We start from the raw sequence: 15,942 nt of genomic DNA on the forward strand, positions 1-15,942 counted from the left end.
AGCGCCAGAGGAAGGAGGGGGGGAAAGGCCTGCCAGCGCACCGAACCGGTTCATACCTCTGCAAGGTACCGGAAAAGCCCCTTTCGCCCCACTGGTCCGGAGCGGCTTGCGGCCCCTCAGGCGTGGGGGCCAGGCCCGCCCCGGCGACTGTGGCGCCGGTGGTACTCGGGCTCCGGGTTGGACTCCTGCAACTGGCGCACCGCCTCCACCGCCATGCCGGCCACCACCCCGAACCCTCCGAGCACCACCGTGCTCCAGAACAGGGCCTCGGGGGTGATCCTCAGGGGGGTGTTCCCGACGATGGCCCGCAGGAACTGGGCGATCGCCAACCCCACCAGCCCCGTGATCAGTCCTGCACAGAGCACCCGCCGGCCACTCAGTGGTGGGCAGGGGGCCGGCATCAGGACGCCCCGCCCGCCGGGGCCCCAGCCGTCGCGGTAGGCGATGCACCTGTGAGCTGTTTCACCACGACGTAGAACACCGGGACCACGAACAGGGACAGCACGGTGGCCACGGCCAGACCCCCGAACACCACAGTACCCAGGGACGCCTGGCTTCTGGCGCCGGCACCGCTGGCAAACACAAGGGGCAGGAAGCCAAACAGGGAGGAGATGGCCGTCATCAGAATCGGCCGGAAACGGGACTGGGCGGAGGCCCGCGCCGCCTCCAGGGCGCTCTCCCCCTCCTCCATGCGCTGGTTGGCGAGATCGACGATCAGGATGCCGTTCTTGGCCGCCAAGCCGATCAGCATCACCAGGCCCACCTGGGCATAGATGTTGAGTACTTCACCGCGCAGGGCCAGGAAGGCCAGGGCCCCCAGCATGGCCGTTGGCACGGTCATCAGGATGATCAAGGGATCGCTGTAGCTCTCGTACTGGGCGGAAAGCACCAGATACACCGCGAGAATCCCGAGAGCGAAGATCACGATCGCCAGGGCCCCCGCGCTCACCTCTTCCCGGGAGATGCCGGTCCAGTCGTAGCCGACGCCGGTGGTGGAGAGGTTGTTGAAGAGGTCCTGGATATCCTTGATCGCCTGGCCGGAGCTGCGCCCTGGCAGGGCCGACCCCTCCACCTTGATCGAGCGGAACAGGTTGAAACGGGGGATCACCGACGGGCCGGTGACCGACTCCACCTTGATGAACTCCGACAGGGGGATCTGCTCACCACTGGCGTTGGGCACATACAGGGATTTCAGCTGCTCCGGATTGGCGCGGTAGCGCTCATCGGCCTGCACGAAGATGCGGCGAACCCTGCCGGCATCGAAGGTGTCGTTGACATAGAAGGAGCCGATGTTGAAGCTGAACGTCTGCATCGCCGTGCCGTAGTCGACACCCAGGGCCGCCATCCGATCACGGTCGACCAGAATCTGCAGTTGCGGTGCCTCAGGAGAAAACTGGGTGAACACCCGGTCGAACAGGCCGCTCTGGTTGGCCTTGCCCACCAGCTGGGTGGCCGCGGCGAAGAAATCGGCGGGGGTGAGGGCACCCCCACTGCGGTTGAGCATCTGCATCTCGAAGCCCGCGCCCGTGCCGTAGCCGGGGATGGCAGGAGGTTCGATCACGATGATCCGGGCTTCCTGGATGACCGAGAGCTTGCGGTTCAGACGCTGGGTGATCGCCGCCACCGACTGGTCATCGGAGGTGCGCTGATCCCAGTTGCGGGTGCCGAAGAAGAACAGGCCGCGGTTGGGGGCGTTGCCGTCGAGGCTGGCGCCGCTGAACACCGCCGCCGTGTTGATGTCCTTCTCGCTGCGCAGGATTTCTGCCACCCGCTGGTTGATGCGGCGTGTGGTCTCGAGGGAAGCCCCGTCAGGCCCTTGCACGATGCCGATGGCATAGCCCTGGTCCTCCACAGGCACGAATCCTGTCGGGATCGAGGTGAAGGCGAAAGCGGTGAGGACGATGCCCCCGGCCAGGAAGGCCATGATCAGCCGGCGCCTGCCCAGCACCCAGCCCAGGCCCGTGCGGTAACGCCGCTCCACCCCGGCGTAGATGACGTTGAAGCGGCGGAAGATGTACAGGGCCCCCCAACCCAGCACCCCACCGATCACGGTGTAGATCAGCACCTCCAGGGGACTGTTGACCCCCGCCAGCAACAGCGCCGAGACGGCACCACCGATCGCGAAGGGCATGCGCAGCGGCAGGCCCGTCAGCAGGTGCAGGCCGAAGCCGATTCCCGCCGCCAGGGCCAGAATCCCAAGAGCCACCAAGGTGCCGCCCCCGCTGGCGAGCAGGCCGTAGACGAAGCCGATGAACACCCCGGAGATGGCGTAGGTGCGGCGGCTGGGGGGCTCGCTCTCGCGGGCCAGCAACAGGGCCGAGAGCATCGGCGAGAAGGTGAGGGCGTTGAACGTGGAGATCAGGATCGAGAAGATGATCGTGGCGGCGAACTGTTTGTAGATCGTTCCGGTGGCGCCGGGGAAGAACAGCACCGGCACGAACACCGCAAACAGCACCAGGGAGGTGGCGATCACGGCGCCGAACAACTCGTCCATCGTCGCCTTGGCACTCTCCAAGGCACTCAGTCCGGAAGCCTTCTTTGTCGAGGTGTCTTCGATCACGGTGATGGCGTCATCCACCACCAGGCCGGTCGCCAGCACCAGTCCGAACAGGGTCAGCTGGTTGAGGGTGAAGCCGAACGCCTGCACGAACAGGAAGGTGCCCACCAGGGCGACCGGGATGGCGATGGCCGGAACCACGGTGGCTTTCCAGTTCTGCAGGAAAAGGAACAGGATCAGCACGACCAACACCACGGCCTCCCGCAGGGCGGTGGTGACGCCGTCGATCGAGGCCTCGACGAATTCGGTGTTGTCGTAGATCTTCTGGATCGTCATGCCGACCGGCATCGTGCCTGCGAACTCCTTGATCACCTCCTCCACACCACTGGAGACGTCAAGGGCATTGCTGCCGGTGAGCTGGTAGATGGCCATGCCGACGGAGGGAACACCGCGCAGGTCGGTGGCCTCGATGTCGAAGGATTCACCCCCCAGCGTCACCCGGCCCACATCCCGCAGGCGCACCAGGCCACCATCGGCGGTGGAGCGCAGGATCATCGAGCCGAATTCCTCGGTGGTCCGCAGCCGTCCCTGCAGCTGCACCGTCAGGGTGAATTGCTGGCCCTGGGGGGAGGGAGCACCACCGATGCGACCTACGGGAACAAGCCGGTTCTGACTGCGCAGGGCCTGCACCACATCAGAGGCGGAGAGCTTGTTGGCCGCCAGGCGATCCGGGTCGAGCCAGAGGCGGAAAGCCAGCTGACGGTTACCGAAGTAGGTGAGTTCACCCACACCGGGCACGCGTCTGACCGCATCGGTGAGGTTCTGATCCAGAAGGCCACTGATGGTTTCGAGACTGTATTGATTGTTCGGATCTTCGCTGGTGAAGTTATAAACAAGGAGAATGGAGTTCGAGGCCTTGTTCACCGTGATGCCTGATTGCCGCACCTCCTCCGGCAGGCTGGGCTGGGCCAGCGACACCCGGTTCTGAACGTTCACCTGGTTGATGTCGCCGTCGCTGCCGCTGGCGAAGGTGACGGAGATGGAGCTGGAGCCATCGGCCGCACTGGTGGAGGTGATGAACTCCATGTTCTGCACCCCGTTGATCTGCTGCTCGAGCACGCTGGTGACGCCCTGCTCAACACTGACCGCGTCGGCCCCCACGTAGCGGGAGGTGACCCTCACCGTGGGAGGGGCGATGTCCGGCAGGCTCTCAATCGGCAGCAGCGGGATGGCGATCAGGCCGGCGATCACGATCAACAGGCTGCACACCGTGGTGAGCACCGGCCTGAGGATGAACGTGTTCGAAGGAGACATCAGGCAGGGCTCAGTTGACCTTGACGGGCGCGCCGTTGCGGAGATTGATCAGGTTGGTGGTGATGACGCGGGCCCCGGCCTGGAGTCCCTTGAGTACTGGATAGCGGTTGTTCTGCAACGGCCCCAGCTGCACGGGGGTCTGCAGCGCGAAGCTGGTGCCGGCGGGCAGCTTGCGTGCCACGGCCAGATCGGTCCGGCCCGGGCGCCGCTCCAGATCGGCCAGGCCACCCACCTCGTAGACGAAGCTCTGGCCGGAGATCTGGGTCACAGCCGCGAAGGGCACTGACAGCTCCTGGCGACTGTCGAGCACCAGCCGGGTGCGGGTGCGCAGGCCGGTGCGCAGCAGCCCGCCAGGATTGGCGAATTCCGCCTTGGCCAGCAGGGACTGGGTGCCGGCCACCACACCGGGGTCGAGGGAGCCGACCACGCTCTGGGCCATGGGCTTGTTGCTGGCGGGATCCATCAGGATCACGGCCTGGCCCACCCGCAGCCGGTTGGAGAACACGGCCGGCACGTCCACCCGGGCCATCAGCCGGTCGTTGCGGATGATCGTGGTGAAGGGATCGCCGGCGGCAATCACATCCCCCAGCTTCACCTGCACGTCCCCGATAATGCCGGTGATGGGCGCCTTCAGATCGCGGAAGGCCAGATCCGCCCGGCGAGCCACCAGATCCTGCCTGGAGGAGATGTAGCGCTGGCGGAACTCATCGCGCTGGAAGGCACTGGCCGCCCCCTGGCGCACCAGGTATTCGTAGCGTTCGTAGTTGATCTTGTTGGTCTGCACCTCCGCCTCCAGGCGGGCCACATCGGCACGGGCCTGGGCCTGGTCGAGCACCAGCAGGCTCTGACCTTGGGTCACTTTGTCGCCCTGGCGCACGAGCAGGCGCTCGATGCGTCCGCCCGCCTGGGCCGCCAGCCGCACCTCCTCAATGGCCTCCAGGGTGCTGACGGTGTCGACGTTGTCGGTGAAGGGAGCCAGGGTGGCCGCTTCGGTCAGAACCGAAAGCGGTGGCCGGGCAGCGGGAGGCTCGGACTGGCAGGCCCCCAACATGGTGGCCCCGAACAGCACGAGGGCCACACCGGGGAAAGCACGGCCGGTCCATCGACTTCGCCTCGGGGCGGCCCCGTCACGAGGCGGCCTGCTCGGATGGCCGATCATGGGTTCAGCGAATCGCAAGGCGTGAGGTAGACCGTACCGCTCCGAAGGCTCTCCCGGCGAGATGATGGGGCGGTGAGTGATCTGTTCTGGCATCAGGGCGAGCAGGCCAGGCGCAGGATCGCCCCGCTGGCGGATCGGCTGCGACCGCGCACCCTGGACGACTTCGTGGGGCAGGCGGCGATCCTGGGCCCGGGGCGGCTGCTGCGTCGCGCCATCGCCGCCGACCGGGTCGGCAACCTGATCCTGCACGGGCCCCCCGGCACCGGCAAGACCACCCTTGCCAGGATCATCGCCGGCAGCACCCGGGCCCACTTCAGCAGCCTCAACGCCGTCCTGGCCGGGGTGAAGGACCTGCGGGCCGAGGTGGACGCCGCCAAGTTGCGCCTGGAGCACCACGGCCTGCGCACGATCCTGTTCATCGACGAGGTGCACCGCTTCAACAGCGCCCAGCAGGACGCCCTGCTGCCCTGGGTGGAGAACGGCACCGTGACCCTGATCGGGGCCACCACCGAAAACCCCTACTTCGAAGTCAACAAGGCCCTGGTCAGCCGCTCCCGCCTGTTCCGCCTCCAGCCCCTGGAACCGGAAGACCTGCGCCTCCTGCTGGAGCGGGCCCTGGCCGATCCCGAACAAGGCTTCGGTGAGCGGCCCGTCGAGTTGTCCGAGCCAGCGGCGGCCCACCTGCTGGACGTGGCGGGGGGCGATGCCCGCAGCCTGCTCAATGCCCTGGAACTGGCGGTGGAAACCACCGAAGCCGATGCAGGCGGCGTGATCCGCATCGATCTGGCCATCGCCGAGGAATCGATCCAGCAGCGGGCGGTGCTCTACGACAAGCAGGGCGATGCCCACTTCGACACGATCAGCGCCTTCATCAAGTCGATCCGGGGCTCCGATCCCGATGCGGCCCTGTTCTGGTTGGCACGGATGGTGGAAGCGGGTGAGAACCCCCGCTTCATCCTGCGCCGCCTGCTGATCTCCGCCGGCGAGGACATCGGCCTGGCCGATCCCCAGGCGATGGTGGTGGTGGAGGCCTGCGCCGCCGCCTTCGACCGGGTGGGGCTGCCAGAGGGGCTCTACCCCCTGGCCCACGCCACCCTCTACCTGGCCGGCACCGAGAAGAGCAACAGCAGCCTGGGCTTCTTCGATGCGGTGAAGGCGGTGCGCGAGAGCCGCCGCCAGCAGGTGCCGGCCCATCTGCGCGATGCCAACCGGGACGGGCAGGCCTTCGGCGATGGGGTGGGCTACCGCTACCCCCATGCCTATGCCGACCACTGGGTGGCCCAGCAGTACCTGCCCCAGGCCCTGCAGGGAGAGGTGTTCTGGCAGCCGGGATCCCTGGGCTGGGAAGGGGGCTTGCGGAAACGGCTGCAGCAGCGCCGGGCCGCCCAGCTGGCCGCCGCGGCCGAAACGGCCGCCGACGACCGCGGCGACCTGCTCAGCAGCAGTCCGGACGACCCCCTGCTGAACCGCTGGCTGCAGCGGCAGGCCGGGGCGGAGGGGGAACGGCTCGATCGGCTGCGCCAGCGCTTCTGGCAGGACGCCGCCATCGGTCGCCTCGACCGGGTCTTGGTGGTCGAAGCCCACTCCCTGCTCTGGGCCCTCGATCCACTTGAGGCCACCAGCGAGGGGGAGGTGGTGCTCACCACGCCGAGCGCGGCGGTGGTCGATCGCCTGCAGGCCCAGCTGCAGCTGCTGGATCAGCTGCGGCGCCCGCGCCTGCTGGTGGTGGCACCCGACGCCCCCGACCAGCTTCAGGCGCAGCTGGCCGACCCGCCCCAGGGGGAGGGACGCTTCGAGTGGATCGCGGCGCGCCAGCCCTGGCGGGGCTGTTCGGCAGCGCAGCGGCTGGCCTGGCTGGAGCAGCTCACGGCCCTGGCGGCCCCAGGAGCCCGGGCCCGCCTGTTGTTCACCCATCCCCTGCTGGGACCCGCGGGCAGCCTGCGCGCCCACCTGGGCAGCAACCCCACGGGTACCGCTCCGGCCATGCTGGAGGCCGCAGCCGACCGGGAACAGGAATGGCTGGCGGCCGACGCCGCGTTGGCTGATCGGGTGCAGGAGGACCTGGAAGCCCTCGGTTGGAGCCTGCAACGACACGTCTGGGAAGAGGCCCTCGACCTGCCCCTCAGTGACGCCCTGCTGGAGCGGTGGTTCGGCAGAGAGGCCAGCTACCGGAAGCATCTGGCAGCGGCGCTGCCGGCCAGCGGCCGCCAGCGCCTCGAGACCCTCTTCCGGGAGCGGCGCGGCATCTCCCTGCCCCAGCCCCTGGGGCACACCCTGCTGCTGGCCCACAGGAACCCAGCGCCATGAAAAAAGCCCCGGCACTGCCGGGGCTGGAAGGCATGGGGGAGAGAGCCTCCCCAAAGGTTCACCAGAGGCCGCGGACGGGCTCCTGCATCATGGGCGCAGGGGCGGGGGTGTCCCTGACCATGGCCACGGGATCGGCCATCTGGTTGGCCTGGATGCAGGCGGGCAGGAAGACGTACCAGGAGAGCAGCGAGGTGCACTGGGCGGTGCCGGGCTGGCAACGACCTTCGGCACAGATGTTCTGCGCACCGGTGTAGGTGTTGCAGAAATCAGCCAGACGGAAGTCGGTGGGCAGGGCCTTCATGATGCCTGCCGACGTGATGGAACCGTCCTTGGCGTCGGAGATGATCGCCGAGCGCAGGGCCTGAACAGCATAGGTATTCATGCTGTAGTAAGGGAAGTAGCTGTTGGTCGCGTTCTTGAGGAATTTGACCCCGGCGTCGGAATAAAGGAAGCGCGACACCCCGACGAGGTTGACGGCATAGGTCTTGGTCATGCCGGACTTGACTTCGTCGGAGGTCCAGCCGGAGCGGGCGAGGCCGCCCTCGAGGCCACGGTCGGTGATATCACCGGAATCGAGGAAGGTGTCGAAGGCCGCCTGGTTCGTCGACCACACGGCAGCGCCGGTGTTCCAACGGACGGGCAGGTCGTTGTCCACAGCCGCGGAAGCGGGCAGCACGGAAGCCGTGAGGGCCGTTCCCACGAAGAGACCGGTGAGAAGTTGCTTGAACACGGGAGACGATGTTGACTTCAAAATCAACCTAGCCATCCAAGGTGCTTCTGCCTACAACGCGTGTGCGGTTTCTTTGCCTCTCCACACACAAGTCAGGGGTTTCAGGGAAGATGTGGGGCTGTCTCGCCGCGACTCGGCCGGCTCCTAAGGACTAGGGCGTCGCATGGAACCCACAAGCCATATCCCCTAGGGTACAGGGGACTCCTTTGTTTTCAAGGTTCGATCCATGGCCCTGCAGGTGGGAGATCCAGCCCCCGATTTCAGCCTCCCCGATCAGAAGGGCGAGGTCGTGTCCCTGGCCGCGTTGAAGGGGCAGCGTGTGGTGATTTACTTCTACCCGAAGGACGACACTCCGGGCTGCACGAAGGAAGCCTGCAACTTCAGGGACCGGTGGAGCGCCTTCGAAACCCATGGCATCCGGGTGCTGGGCATCAGCAAGGACGGGGCGGCCAGCCACGGCAAGTTCGTCGCCAAGTACGACCTGCCCTTCACCCTGCTGACCGACGCCGAGCCCTGCCCGGTGGCCGAGTCGTACGCCAGCTACGGCCTCAAGAAGTTCATGGGCAAGGAGTACATGGGGATGATGCGGCACACCTTCGTGGTTGATGCCGAGGGCAAGCTGGAGCGGATTTATCTCAAGGTGAAGGCCGAAGCCATGGCCGATCAGATCCTTGAGGACCTCGGGCTGGCCTGAGCGGCGCCGACCGGCGGCGGACAGGGCCGCAGGGCCATAAGGGCCTCCAGGCAGAGATCGGGGCGGTGCAGCAGGACGTCCTCACCCAGCTGCGGCGATCGCCGCAGCAGCGGCAGCAGGGCGGGCCCATCCCCTCCGGTGAGCACGATCCGGCAGCTGGCCTCAACCGACCGGACCTGGCGTCCAGCCTCCAGCACTGCGGCGGCCAGGCCCTCAACCACCCCCTGGGTCATCGCCGCAGCGGTATCGCGCGGCCAGAGCTCTCCGCTGGCGGCACTCGCCAGGCCACCCTCGAGGGCCGGTAAGTCCTGAGTACCGGAGGCCATGGCTCCCAGCTGCAGGGCGGCGCCCGCCACCAACCGGCCGCCGGCGAAGCGACCGCAGCCGTCCACCCTGGTGAGACTCAGCACGGTGCCGGCATCGGCCACCAGCACAGGGCTGGCTGTGAGCCGGGCCGCCCACCAGCCCGCCAGGGCCCGATCGATGCCCAGCCAGGGGGGGGCGTCAGCCAAAGGCACATCCTCCAGAGCCAGGCGCGTTTCCGCCGGCAGGGCGGCCTGGGGAGGCACAGGGCCCACGGCGGCCCAGGCCACGGGAGGTTCCTCCGCAGCCATCGGCGGAGGCAGGTGCAGGAAATATGGCGGCCGTTCACCGCCGAGCCCTTCGGCCCCCTCCAGGGCCCAGTGCCAGCGGCTGTTGCCGATCAGCAGCCAGCGGAGCTGGCGAGCCGGCACCTCAGATGCCCTCGCCCATCAGGCCGGGCATGTGGATGCCGCACTCCTGCTGCAGCCCGCCAAACCGTGTGGCTCGGCCATTGGTGGTGCCGTCATCAGGGGCGCTGGTGTGCCAGTCGCCCACGGTGGAATAGCCCTGATCAAACAGCGGGTGCTGGGGCAGGTCGTGCTCCTGCATGTAGTAGTAAACGTCGCGGCGGCTCCAGGCGAGCAGCGGCCGCAGCGACCAGCGCTCCCGCACCGGATCGAGGCAATGCATCGCACCGCGGTGGTCGGTCTGGCCGGCACGCACGCCGCTGGCCCAGCAATGCACCTCAAGGCGCTCCAGCCCCCGGTCGAGGGGTTCCACCTTGCGCAGCCGGTTGTAGGTGCGCATGTCGTCGCGGTTCCCCGTTTCCCAGAGGCGACCATGCAGGGCCTCCATCCGGGCTGGGCTGAGGTCGGCCTGCAGGACATGCAGATCGAGCTTGAGGCGATCGCAGAGCTCGTCCGCGTAGCGGTAGGTCTCGGGGGGCAGATAGCCGGTGTCGACCCAGAGCACGGGGATCGCCGGCCAGGCGCCGGAGCCGTCGAGGGCGCTCACCATGTGCAGCATCACCGCCGACTGGATGCCGAAGCTGGTGGTGATGGCGAAGTGACCGGCGAAGGCCTCCTGGGCCCAGCGCATCCGGCCGATGGCATCGAGGGGCTCGAGCTCGGAACGGGCGGCATCGAGGTCGATGGCCGCTCCATGGCGATCACGGGGCAGGGCCTGGTGGGCCGTTTCCAGACCCGCCGCGCTGCCCTCGGAGCTGATGGAAGCCGTGAGGGGGAAGGACACCATCGCCCCATCATCGCCCTTCAGGCATCCAGTGATTGTGGTTAGGGTGGCGATATGCAAGGGCAACGGGAAAAGGCCCAGAACGTCGTCATCGTCGGCGGTGGCTTTGGAGGCTTATACACGGCCCTGGCCCTGGCCCAGCGGAAGAACCACCCGCCTGTGCTGCTTGTTGAGCCAAACGACCGGTTCCTGTTTCTACCCCTCCTCTACGAACTGCTCAGCGGTGAGTTGCGCGGCTGGGAAATCGCCCCCCGCTACGACGGTCTGCTGGCGGGCCGGGGCCTGGCCTGGCTGCAGGACCGGGTGGAGCGGATCGATGCCGAACACCATCAGCTGCACACGGCGGCGGGCCGGACCATCCCCTATGGCCGCCTGGTGATCGCCACGGGCGCCGACAGCAATACGTTTGCGGTGCCAGGGGCCGACCGCTACAGCCTGGGCTTCCGCAGCCTGGCCGATGTGGAGCGCCTCCAGCGCCTGGTGGCCGACCTGAAACACCAACGACGCCCCCTGCAGCGCATCGCCGTGGTGGGGGCGGGTCCCACCGGGGTGGAGCTGGCCTGCAAGCTCGCCGACATGGCCGAGGGCAGTGCGGTGATCGAGCTGATCGAACAGGGGCCGCAGCTGCTGCCCCAGGCCAGGGCCTTCAACCGGGAACAGGCCGGCCTGGCCCTGCGGCGCCGTGACGTGCGTCTGCGCCTCCGAACCCAGGTGGAGGCGGTCGAGGCCGAAGCGATCAGCCTCCGCTGCCATGCCGATGGGGACAGCACCGCTCATCGCGAAACCCTCGCCGTTCGGGCGGTGGTCTGGACCGCCGGGCTGAGCTTCCAGGCGCCCCGCATCGACCCCGCCCCCGCCTGCGACAGCCGCGGCCGCCTGCTCTGCGGTGCCGATCTGCGCCTGCAGGACCATGCCGATCTGTTTGTGGCCGGTGATCTGGCCGCCCCGGTGGATGGGGAAGGAACGGCTGGTGAAGCCCCATCCACGGCCACGCCGGCCACGGCCCAGGTGGCTTTTCAGCAGGCTTCGGTGCTGGCCACCAACCTGATCCGGTCGTTGCGGGGTGAACCCCTGGAGCCCTTCCAGTGGAAGGATCTGGGCGAAATGATGAGCCTTGGTGTGGGTGAAGCCAGCCTCACTGCCGCCGGTGTCACCCTGGCCGGGCCAGCCGCCTACCAACTGCGCCGGCTGGCCTACCTGGCCCGTCTGCCGGGCCGGCCCCACCAGCTGCGGGTCGCCGCCGGCTGGCTGGCCGACTGGAAGCCATGACGACGACGCAGACCTGGCCCCGGCCGAGGGGCCTGCTGCTCGATGCCATGGGCACCTTGATCGGGCTGCGCACCTCGGTGGGCCACACCTATGCCGCCGTGGCGGCCGAGCACGGTATTGAGGTCGCCGCTGAGGCCATCGATCGGGCCTTTCCGGGCGTGCTGCGGCAGGCGCCAGCCCTGGCCTTCCCTGGCCTCGAGGGCGACAGCCTGCTCCAGGCGGAGCGCCGCTGGTGGGCGGAGCGCATCGACGCCGTTCTGGGGGTCGCCGGTGCGGCCGTGGCCCCGGCGGCCCTCCATGACGCCCTGTTCGATCGCTTCGCCGATCCCTCGCTGTGGCACGTCTATGCCGATGTGCCCTCCGTCCTGCGCCGCTGGCACGGGGCGGGTTTGCGTCTGGCCGTGGTCAGCAACTTCGACCGGCGGCTGCAGCCGCTGCTCGAGGGCCTGGGCCTGGCGGATCTTTTCGGGGCGGTGGTGGTATCCAGCAGTGCCGGGGCCGCCAAGCCATCGCCGCGGCCCTTCCAGGTCGCCCTGGAGGCGATGGATCTGCCGCCGTCCCAGGTCTGGCACGTCGGCGACAGCCCGGAGGACCGGGCCGGCGCCCGGGCCGCCGGCGTGCGCTGCCTGCTGGTGCAGCGTCCTTGAGGCAGGGGGTGCTGGCCGGCAAAACGGTGGGTCTGCGGCCCGCGGAGCGGCGCCGGCTGGAGCAGATCTGCCACCGCCGTCACCGCGGCGATGCCGTAGCGGATCTGCTCACCCTGCAGCGCCTGGCGGCCGAAGGCCGCGACCTGGAGTTGCCCCTCACCCTGGTGGTGGACGGGCGCGGACTCTGCCGGCTGCTGTGGGTGGGGGAGTTGGACCATTCGGCACGCCTGCTGGAGAAACTTCCCGGACCGTCCAGGCGCCAGGGTCACAACCTGCGTCTGCTCACCTGTGCGGGCGCTGGGCGCCAGGCACAACTGCAGCCCTCGGCCCAGGAAGCCGTCGTGGGCATGGACGTGGCGCCGGACCTCTGGCTGCGCTTCGGCCAGCAACCGGACGCCGGTGGACGCTGGCCCGCGGCGATCCACACCCCGGCCAGCGACGGCGATCGCGCCTGGAACTGCGCCCTGGAGGGGGATCTGGCCGAGCTCTGCGGCCTTGACCCAATCGCCATCGCCGCGGCGGAGCCGCCGGAGGCCGTCTCCCCCCCCGCCCTGGACGGCCCCGAACGGGTGCTGCTGCTGGTGCAGACCAGCGGCGACCGGGCCCTGAGCGACCGGCGCATCGCCGAACTGGAAGGCCTGGTGCGCAGTGCCGGGGCCGTGCCGGTGGGCCGCATGGAGCAGCGTCGCCATGGCCCCGTCTCCCGCAACCCCTGGGGGGAGGGCAAACTGCGGGAGGCGGCCCTGGAGGCACGCCGCGTCGGCGCCAGCCTGGTGGTGGCCGACCGGGAGCTCACCCCGGCCCAGGCCCGCGACCTGGAGGGGCTGCTCGACCTGCCGGTGAGCGACCGCAGCGAACTGATCCTTGACATCTTTGCCCAGCGGGCGGCGAGCGGCGCCGGTCGGCTGCAGGTGGAGCTGGCCCAGCTGCGCTACCGGTTGCCACGGCTCACCGGCCGGGGACTGAGCCTGTCGCGGCAGGGGGGCGGCATCGGCACCCGGGGTCCCGGTGAAACCCAGCTGGAGAAGGACCGGCGCGCCATCGCCCGCCGCATTGAGCGGCTGCAGCGGGAGGTGCAGCGGCTGGGTGCCCACCGGGCCCGCCTGCGCGAGGGGCGCCGCGACCTGCCACGACTGGCCCTGGTGGGTTACACCAATGCGGGCAAGAGCTCCCTGCTCAACGCCCTCACCGGGGCCTGCGGCAGCCAGGCCGTGCTGGCGGAGAACAAGCTCTTCGCCACCCTCGATCCCACCACCCGCCGCATCGAGCGGACCGCGGGCGGCGACTCGGACAGCCAGCCGCTGCTGGTCACCGACACGGTGGGGTTCATCCGCGATCTGCCCCCCCAGCTGATGGAGGCGTTCCGCTCCACCTTCGAGGAGGCGCTCGATGCCGATGGCCTGCTGATCGTCGTCGACCTGGCCGATCCTGCCTGGCCTGAGCAGCTCACCACCGTGCAGGCGATCCTCGATTCCCTGCAGGCCACCATGCCCAGGCGGGTGATCGGCAACCAGATCGACCGCTGCCCCAGCGGCGAACTGGAACGGGCCAGGGCCGTGGATCCGGCCATGCTGTTCGTCTCAGCCACGGCGGACCTGGGCCTGCAGCATCTGCGCCAGGAGCTGCAGTCCTGGCCCGCCGGAACCACGACGGGCGGCCCCACTGCTGTGCCAGCATCGGCCGGCGCCAATTTCTCACCCATGACCCTGCAACTGGGCGACACCGTTCCTGATTTCACTCAGGAGTCCCAGCTCGGCCCGATCAACCTCTACGACTTCGCTGGCGACAGCTGGGTGGTGCTCTTCTCCCATCCCGCCGACTACACCCCCGTCTGCACGACGGAGCTGGGCGAGGTTTCCCGGCTACGCGCCGAATGGGAGAAACGCCATGTCAAGACCATCGCCCTGAGCGTCGATTCCGCCGAGAGCCACAAGGGCTGGATCGGCGACATCAACGAAACCCAGAACACCACGGTCGACTATCCGATCCTGGCCGACAGCGACAAGAAGGTGAGCAGCCTCTACGGCATGATCCACCCCAATGCCCTGAGCAACCTCACGGTGCGCTCGGTGTTCATCATCGACCCCAACAAGAAGCTGCGTCTGCAGATCACCTACCCCGCCAGCACCGGCCGCAATTTCGATGAGATTCTGCGGGTGATCGATTCCCTCCAGCTCACCGACCACCACCAGGTGGCCACTCCTGTGAACTGGAAGGACGGCGAGGACTGCGTGGTCGTCCCCTCCATCCCCACCGACGAAGCCAGGGAGAAGTTCCCCAAGGGCGTCACTGAAATCCGTCCCTACCTCCGGATGACGCCCCAGCCCAACAAATGAAGCGGCTGCAGAGTTGGCGGCACCGTCTGACGGTGCCGCAGTTCACGCTTGTCACCGGCGGTCTGGTGATTGCCTTTGGCACACTGCTGCTGGCGAGCCCGCTCTGCTCCAGCGATGACGTGGGCCTCTGGGAGGCCCTCTTCACCGTCACCTCCGCCATCACCGTCACCGGTCTGTCGATCATCGACGTGGGCGCCGAACTCACCTTTCTCGGCCAGGTCACCCTGGCCGGGCTGATTCTCACCGGTGGCCTTGGGTTGATGGCCATCACCACCTTTCTTCAGGGTTTCGTCCAAGGCCGCTCGGGGCTGCGCCAGCGCCTCGACAAGGGGCGCGCTCTGGACGATTTCGGCGTCGGCGGCATCGGCCCCACCCTGAACCAGATCCTGCTGATCGCCGCCATCGTGATCGGGATCGGCACCCTGATTCTCTACAACTTCGGCTTCACCGATATCCCCGACAAAGGCCAGCGACTCTGGGCCTCCCTGTTTCACTGCATCAGTGCTTACAACAACGCCGGCTTCGGGCTTTGGCGCGACAGCCTGGTCGGCTACCGCAGCCAGCCCGTCGTCAATGCGGTGATCGGCCTGCTGATCGTGATGGGCGGCATCGGCTGGCGCGTCACCAACGACATCTGGGTGAACCGCTTTCGGCTGGCCCGCATCCGCCGCCTCAGCCTGCACACCCGGCTGGTGATTCGCACCACGATCCTGCTGATCGTCTTGGGGGCCGTGGGTCTGATCTTCACCGAACACTTCGCCACCGAAGGGATGGTGGAGCAGCTGAGTCTCTGGGACAAGCTGCAGGTGACGATCTTCCAGTCGATCACAACCCGCACCGCCGGCTTCAACACCGTCCCGCTGACCCTGGAGACGATCTCCGACTCGGGCATCCTGCTGATGATCATCCTGATGTTCATCGGCGCCAGTCCCGGTGGCACCGGCGGCGGCATCAAGACCACCACCTTCGCGGCCCTGATCGCTGCCACCCGCTCCACACTGCGCGGCCATGACGAAGTGGTGGTGAGGAACCGGGAGATCCCCCTCAAGGTGATCCTCAAGGCCGTGGGTGTCACCCTCGGCTCGGGCCTGTTCATCCTGTTGATGGCCCTGCTGCTGGGGCTGGGCAACACCACCGCCGGAACCCCGGGGAGTGAGGCCTTCACCTTCCTGGAGAAACTGTTCACCTGCGTGTCCGCCTTCGGCACCGTGGGCCTCGACGTGGGTGTCACCAGCCAGCTCAACCGCTGGGGGCAGCTGGTGCTGATGATCGGCATGTTCGTGGGCCGGATCGGTATTCTCCTTCTGCTTTCGGCTGTCTATGGCAGCCGGCCCCAGAATCGCGTCGGCTACCCGCGCGAGGAGCTCTACATCTGACCTCCGGCTCTGCCTTCCACGCCCCTAGAAGCTCCTTGCCCCCAGCTCCATCCATGACT

General features: G+C 68.0%; 12 protein-coding genes and 1 pseudogene. 7 read left to right on the forward strand and 6 right to left on the reverse strand.

What is annotated here, in order from left to right:
* Positions 1 to 116: 116 nt before the first annotated feature.
* From KUG43_RS11435 to KUG43_RS11445, 3 genes are read right to left on the reverse strand one after another with little or no spacing between them, the layout of a single operon-like run.
* Positions 117 to 401 (reverse strand): hypothetical protein, encoded by a 285-nt coding sequence (locus tag KUG43_RS11435; protein WP_216909141.1) that lies wholly within the window; start codon positions 399 to 401, stop codon positions 117 to 119.
* Positions 401 to 3,811 (reverse strand): efflux RND transporter permease subunit, encoded by a 3,411-nt coding sequence (locus KUG43_RS11440; protein WP_216909143.1) that lies wholly within the window; start codon positions 3,809 to 3,811, stop codon positions 401 to 403. Before KUG43_RS11440 ends, KUG43_RS11435 begins: the two co-directional genes overlap by 1 nt.
* Positions 3,812 to 3,821: 10 nt before the next feature.
* A complete protein-coding gene (locus KUG43_RS11445) occupies positions 3,822 to 4,889 on the reverse strand; it encodes an efflux RND transporter periplasmic adaptor subunit (RefSeq protein WP_353618014.1) in 1,068 nt (355 codons plus the stop codon).
* A 153-nt stretch (positions 4,890 to 5,042) separates the two neighbouring features.
* Between KUG43_RS11445 and KUG43_RS11450 the strand changes: the two genes are divergently transcribed.
* A complete protein-coding gene (locus KUG43_RS11450) occupies positions 5,043 to 7,277 on the forward strand; it encodes an AAA family ATPase (RefSeq protein WP_216909147.1) in 2,235 nt (744 codons plus the stop codon).
* Between the two features lie 58 nt (positions 7,278 to 7,335).
* On the opposite strand, the gene KUG43_RS11455 is transcribed toward KUG43_RS11450, so the two are convergent.
* Positions 7,336 to 8,043 (reverse strand): alpha/beta hydrolase, encoded by a 708-nt coding sequence (locus tag KUG43_RS11455; protein ID WP_216909149.1) that lies wholly within the window; start codon positions 8,041 to 8,043, stop codon positions 7,336 to 7,338.
* Positions 8,044 to 8,233: 190 nt separating this feature from the next.
* On the opposite strand from KUG43_RS11455, the gene bcp reads away from it, so the two are divergent.
* Positions 8,234 to 8,701: a thioredoxin-dependent thiol peroxidase gene (gene bcp / locus KUG43_RS11460; RefSeq protein WP_216909151.1), complete on the forward strand. Its 468-nt coding sequence runs from the start codon at positions 8,234 to 8,236 to the stop codon at positions 8,699 to 8,701.
* Here bcp and KUG43_RS11465 read toward each other — a convergent pair.
* Both KUG43_RS11465 and KUG43_RS11470 read right to left on the reverse strand, forming a co-directional pair.
* Entirely contained in the window at positions 8,671 to 9,435 is a 765-nt protein-coding gene (locus KUG43_RS11465) for a type III pantothenate kinase (protein ID WP_216909153.1), read from the reverse strand. The two genes, bcp and KUG43_RS11465, sit on opposite strands and share 31 nt — an antisense overlap.
* A gap of 1 nt (position 9,436) precedes the next feature.
* Positions 9,437 to 10,258: a phosphoadenylyl-sulfate reductase gene (locus tag KUG43_RS11470; RefSeq protein WP_216909155.1), complete on the reverse strand. Its 822-nt coding sequence runs from the start codon at positions 10,256 to 10,258 to the stop codon at positions 9,437 to 9,439.
* Between the two features lie 51 nt (positions 10,259 to 10,309).
* Here KUG43_RS11470 and KUG43_RS11475 point away from each other — a divergent pair, with 51 nt between their 5' ends.
* From KUG43_RS11475 to KUG43_RS11490, 5 genes and pseudogenes are all read left to right on the forward strand, one after another.
* On the forward strand, positions 10,310 to 11,524 hold the full coding sequence (locus KUG43_RS11475) for an NAD(P)/FAD-dependent oxidoreductase (protein ID WP_216909157.1): 1,215 nt from the start codon (positions 10,310 to 10,312) through the stop codon (positions 11,522 to 11,524).
* Positions 11,521 to 12,171: an HAD-IA family hydrolase gene (locus tag KUG43_RS11480; protein ID WP_216909159.1), complete on the forward strand. Its 651-nt coding sequence runs from the start codon at positions 11,521 to 11,523 to the stop codon at positions 12,169 to 12,171. The genes KUG43_RS11475 and KUG43_RS11480 overlap by 4 nt, the downstream gene beginning before the upstream one ends.
* A gap of 347 nt (positions 12,172 to 12,518) precedes the next feature.
* Positions 12,519 to 13,787, forward strand: a pseudogene (gene hflX, locus KUG43_RS17070) (GTPase HflX); the annotation flags it as partial.
* Positions 13,788 to 13,871: 84 nt separating this feature from the next.
* Positions 13,872 to 14,507 carry a peroxiredoxin gene (locus KUG43_RS17075; RefSeq protein WP_286194689.1) on the forward strand — a complete coding sequence of 212 codons (636 nt, stop codon included), beginning with the start codon at positions 13,872 to 13,874 and terminating at the stop codon, positions 14,505 to 14,507.
* The gene (locus KUG43_RS11490) at positions 14,504 to 15,883 is read left to right on the forward strand and encodes a potassium transporter TrkG (protein ID WP_216909163.1); all 1,380 of its coding nucleotides are present in this window, start codon (positions 14,504 to 14,506) and stop codon (positions 15,881 to 15,883) included. The genes KUG43_RS17075 and KUG43_RS11490 overlap by 4 nt, the downstream gene beginning before the upstream one ends.
* Positions 15,884 to 15,942: the final 59 nt, after the last annotated feature.

Source organism: Synechococcus sp. CCY 0621 (genome assembly GCF_019038465.1).
Lineage (GTDB): Bacteria > Cyanobacteriota > Cyanobacteriia > PCC-6307 > Cyanobiaceae > Cyanobium.

Bases quoted from the DNA above. Each gene is read 5' to 3' on its own strand.
- KUG43_RS11435 (WP_216909141.1), bottom strand. From the start codon at position 401: ATGCCGGCCCCCTGCCCACCACTGAGTGGCCGGCGGGTGCTCTGTGCA.
- KUG43_RS11440 (WP_216909143.1), bottom strand. From the start codon at position 3,811: ATGTCTCCTTCGAACACGTTCATCCTCAGGCCGGTGCTCACCACGGTG.
- KUG43_RS11455 (WP_216909149.1), bottom strand. From the start codon at position 8,043: ATGGCTAGGTTGATTTTGAAGTCAACATCGTCTCCCGTGTTCAAGCAA.
- bcp (WP_216909151.1), top strand. From the start codon at position 8,234: ATGGCCCTGCAGGTGGGAGATCCAGCCCCCGATTTCAGCCTCCCCGAT.
- KUG43_RS11470 (WP_216909155.1), bottom strand. From the start codon at position 10,258: ATGGTGTCCTTCCCCCTCACGGCTTCCATCAGCTCCGAGGGCAGCGCG.
- KUG43_RS11475 (WP_216909157.1), top strand. From the start codon at position 10,310: ATGCAAGGGCAACGGGAAAAGGCCCAGAACGTCGTCATCGTCGGCGGT.
- KUG43_RS11480 (WP_216909159.1), top strand. From the start codon at position 11,521: ATGACGACGACGCAGACCTGGCCCCGGCCGAGGGGCCTGCTGCTCGAT.
- KUG43_RS17075 (WP_286194689.1), top strand. From the start codon at position 13,872: ATGACCCTGCAACTGGGCGACACCGTTCCTGATTTCACTCAGGAGTCC.
- KUG43_RS11490 (WP_216909163.1), top strand. From the start codon at position 14,504: ATGAAGCGGCTGCAGAGTTGGCGGCACCGTCTGACGGTGCCGCAGTTC.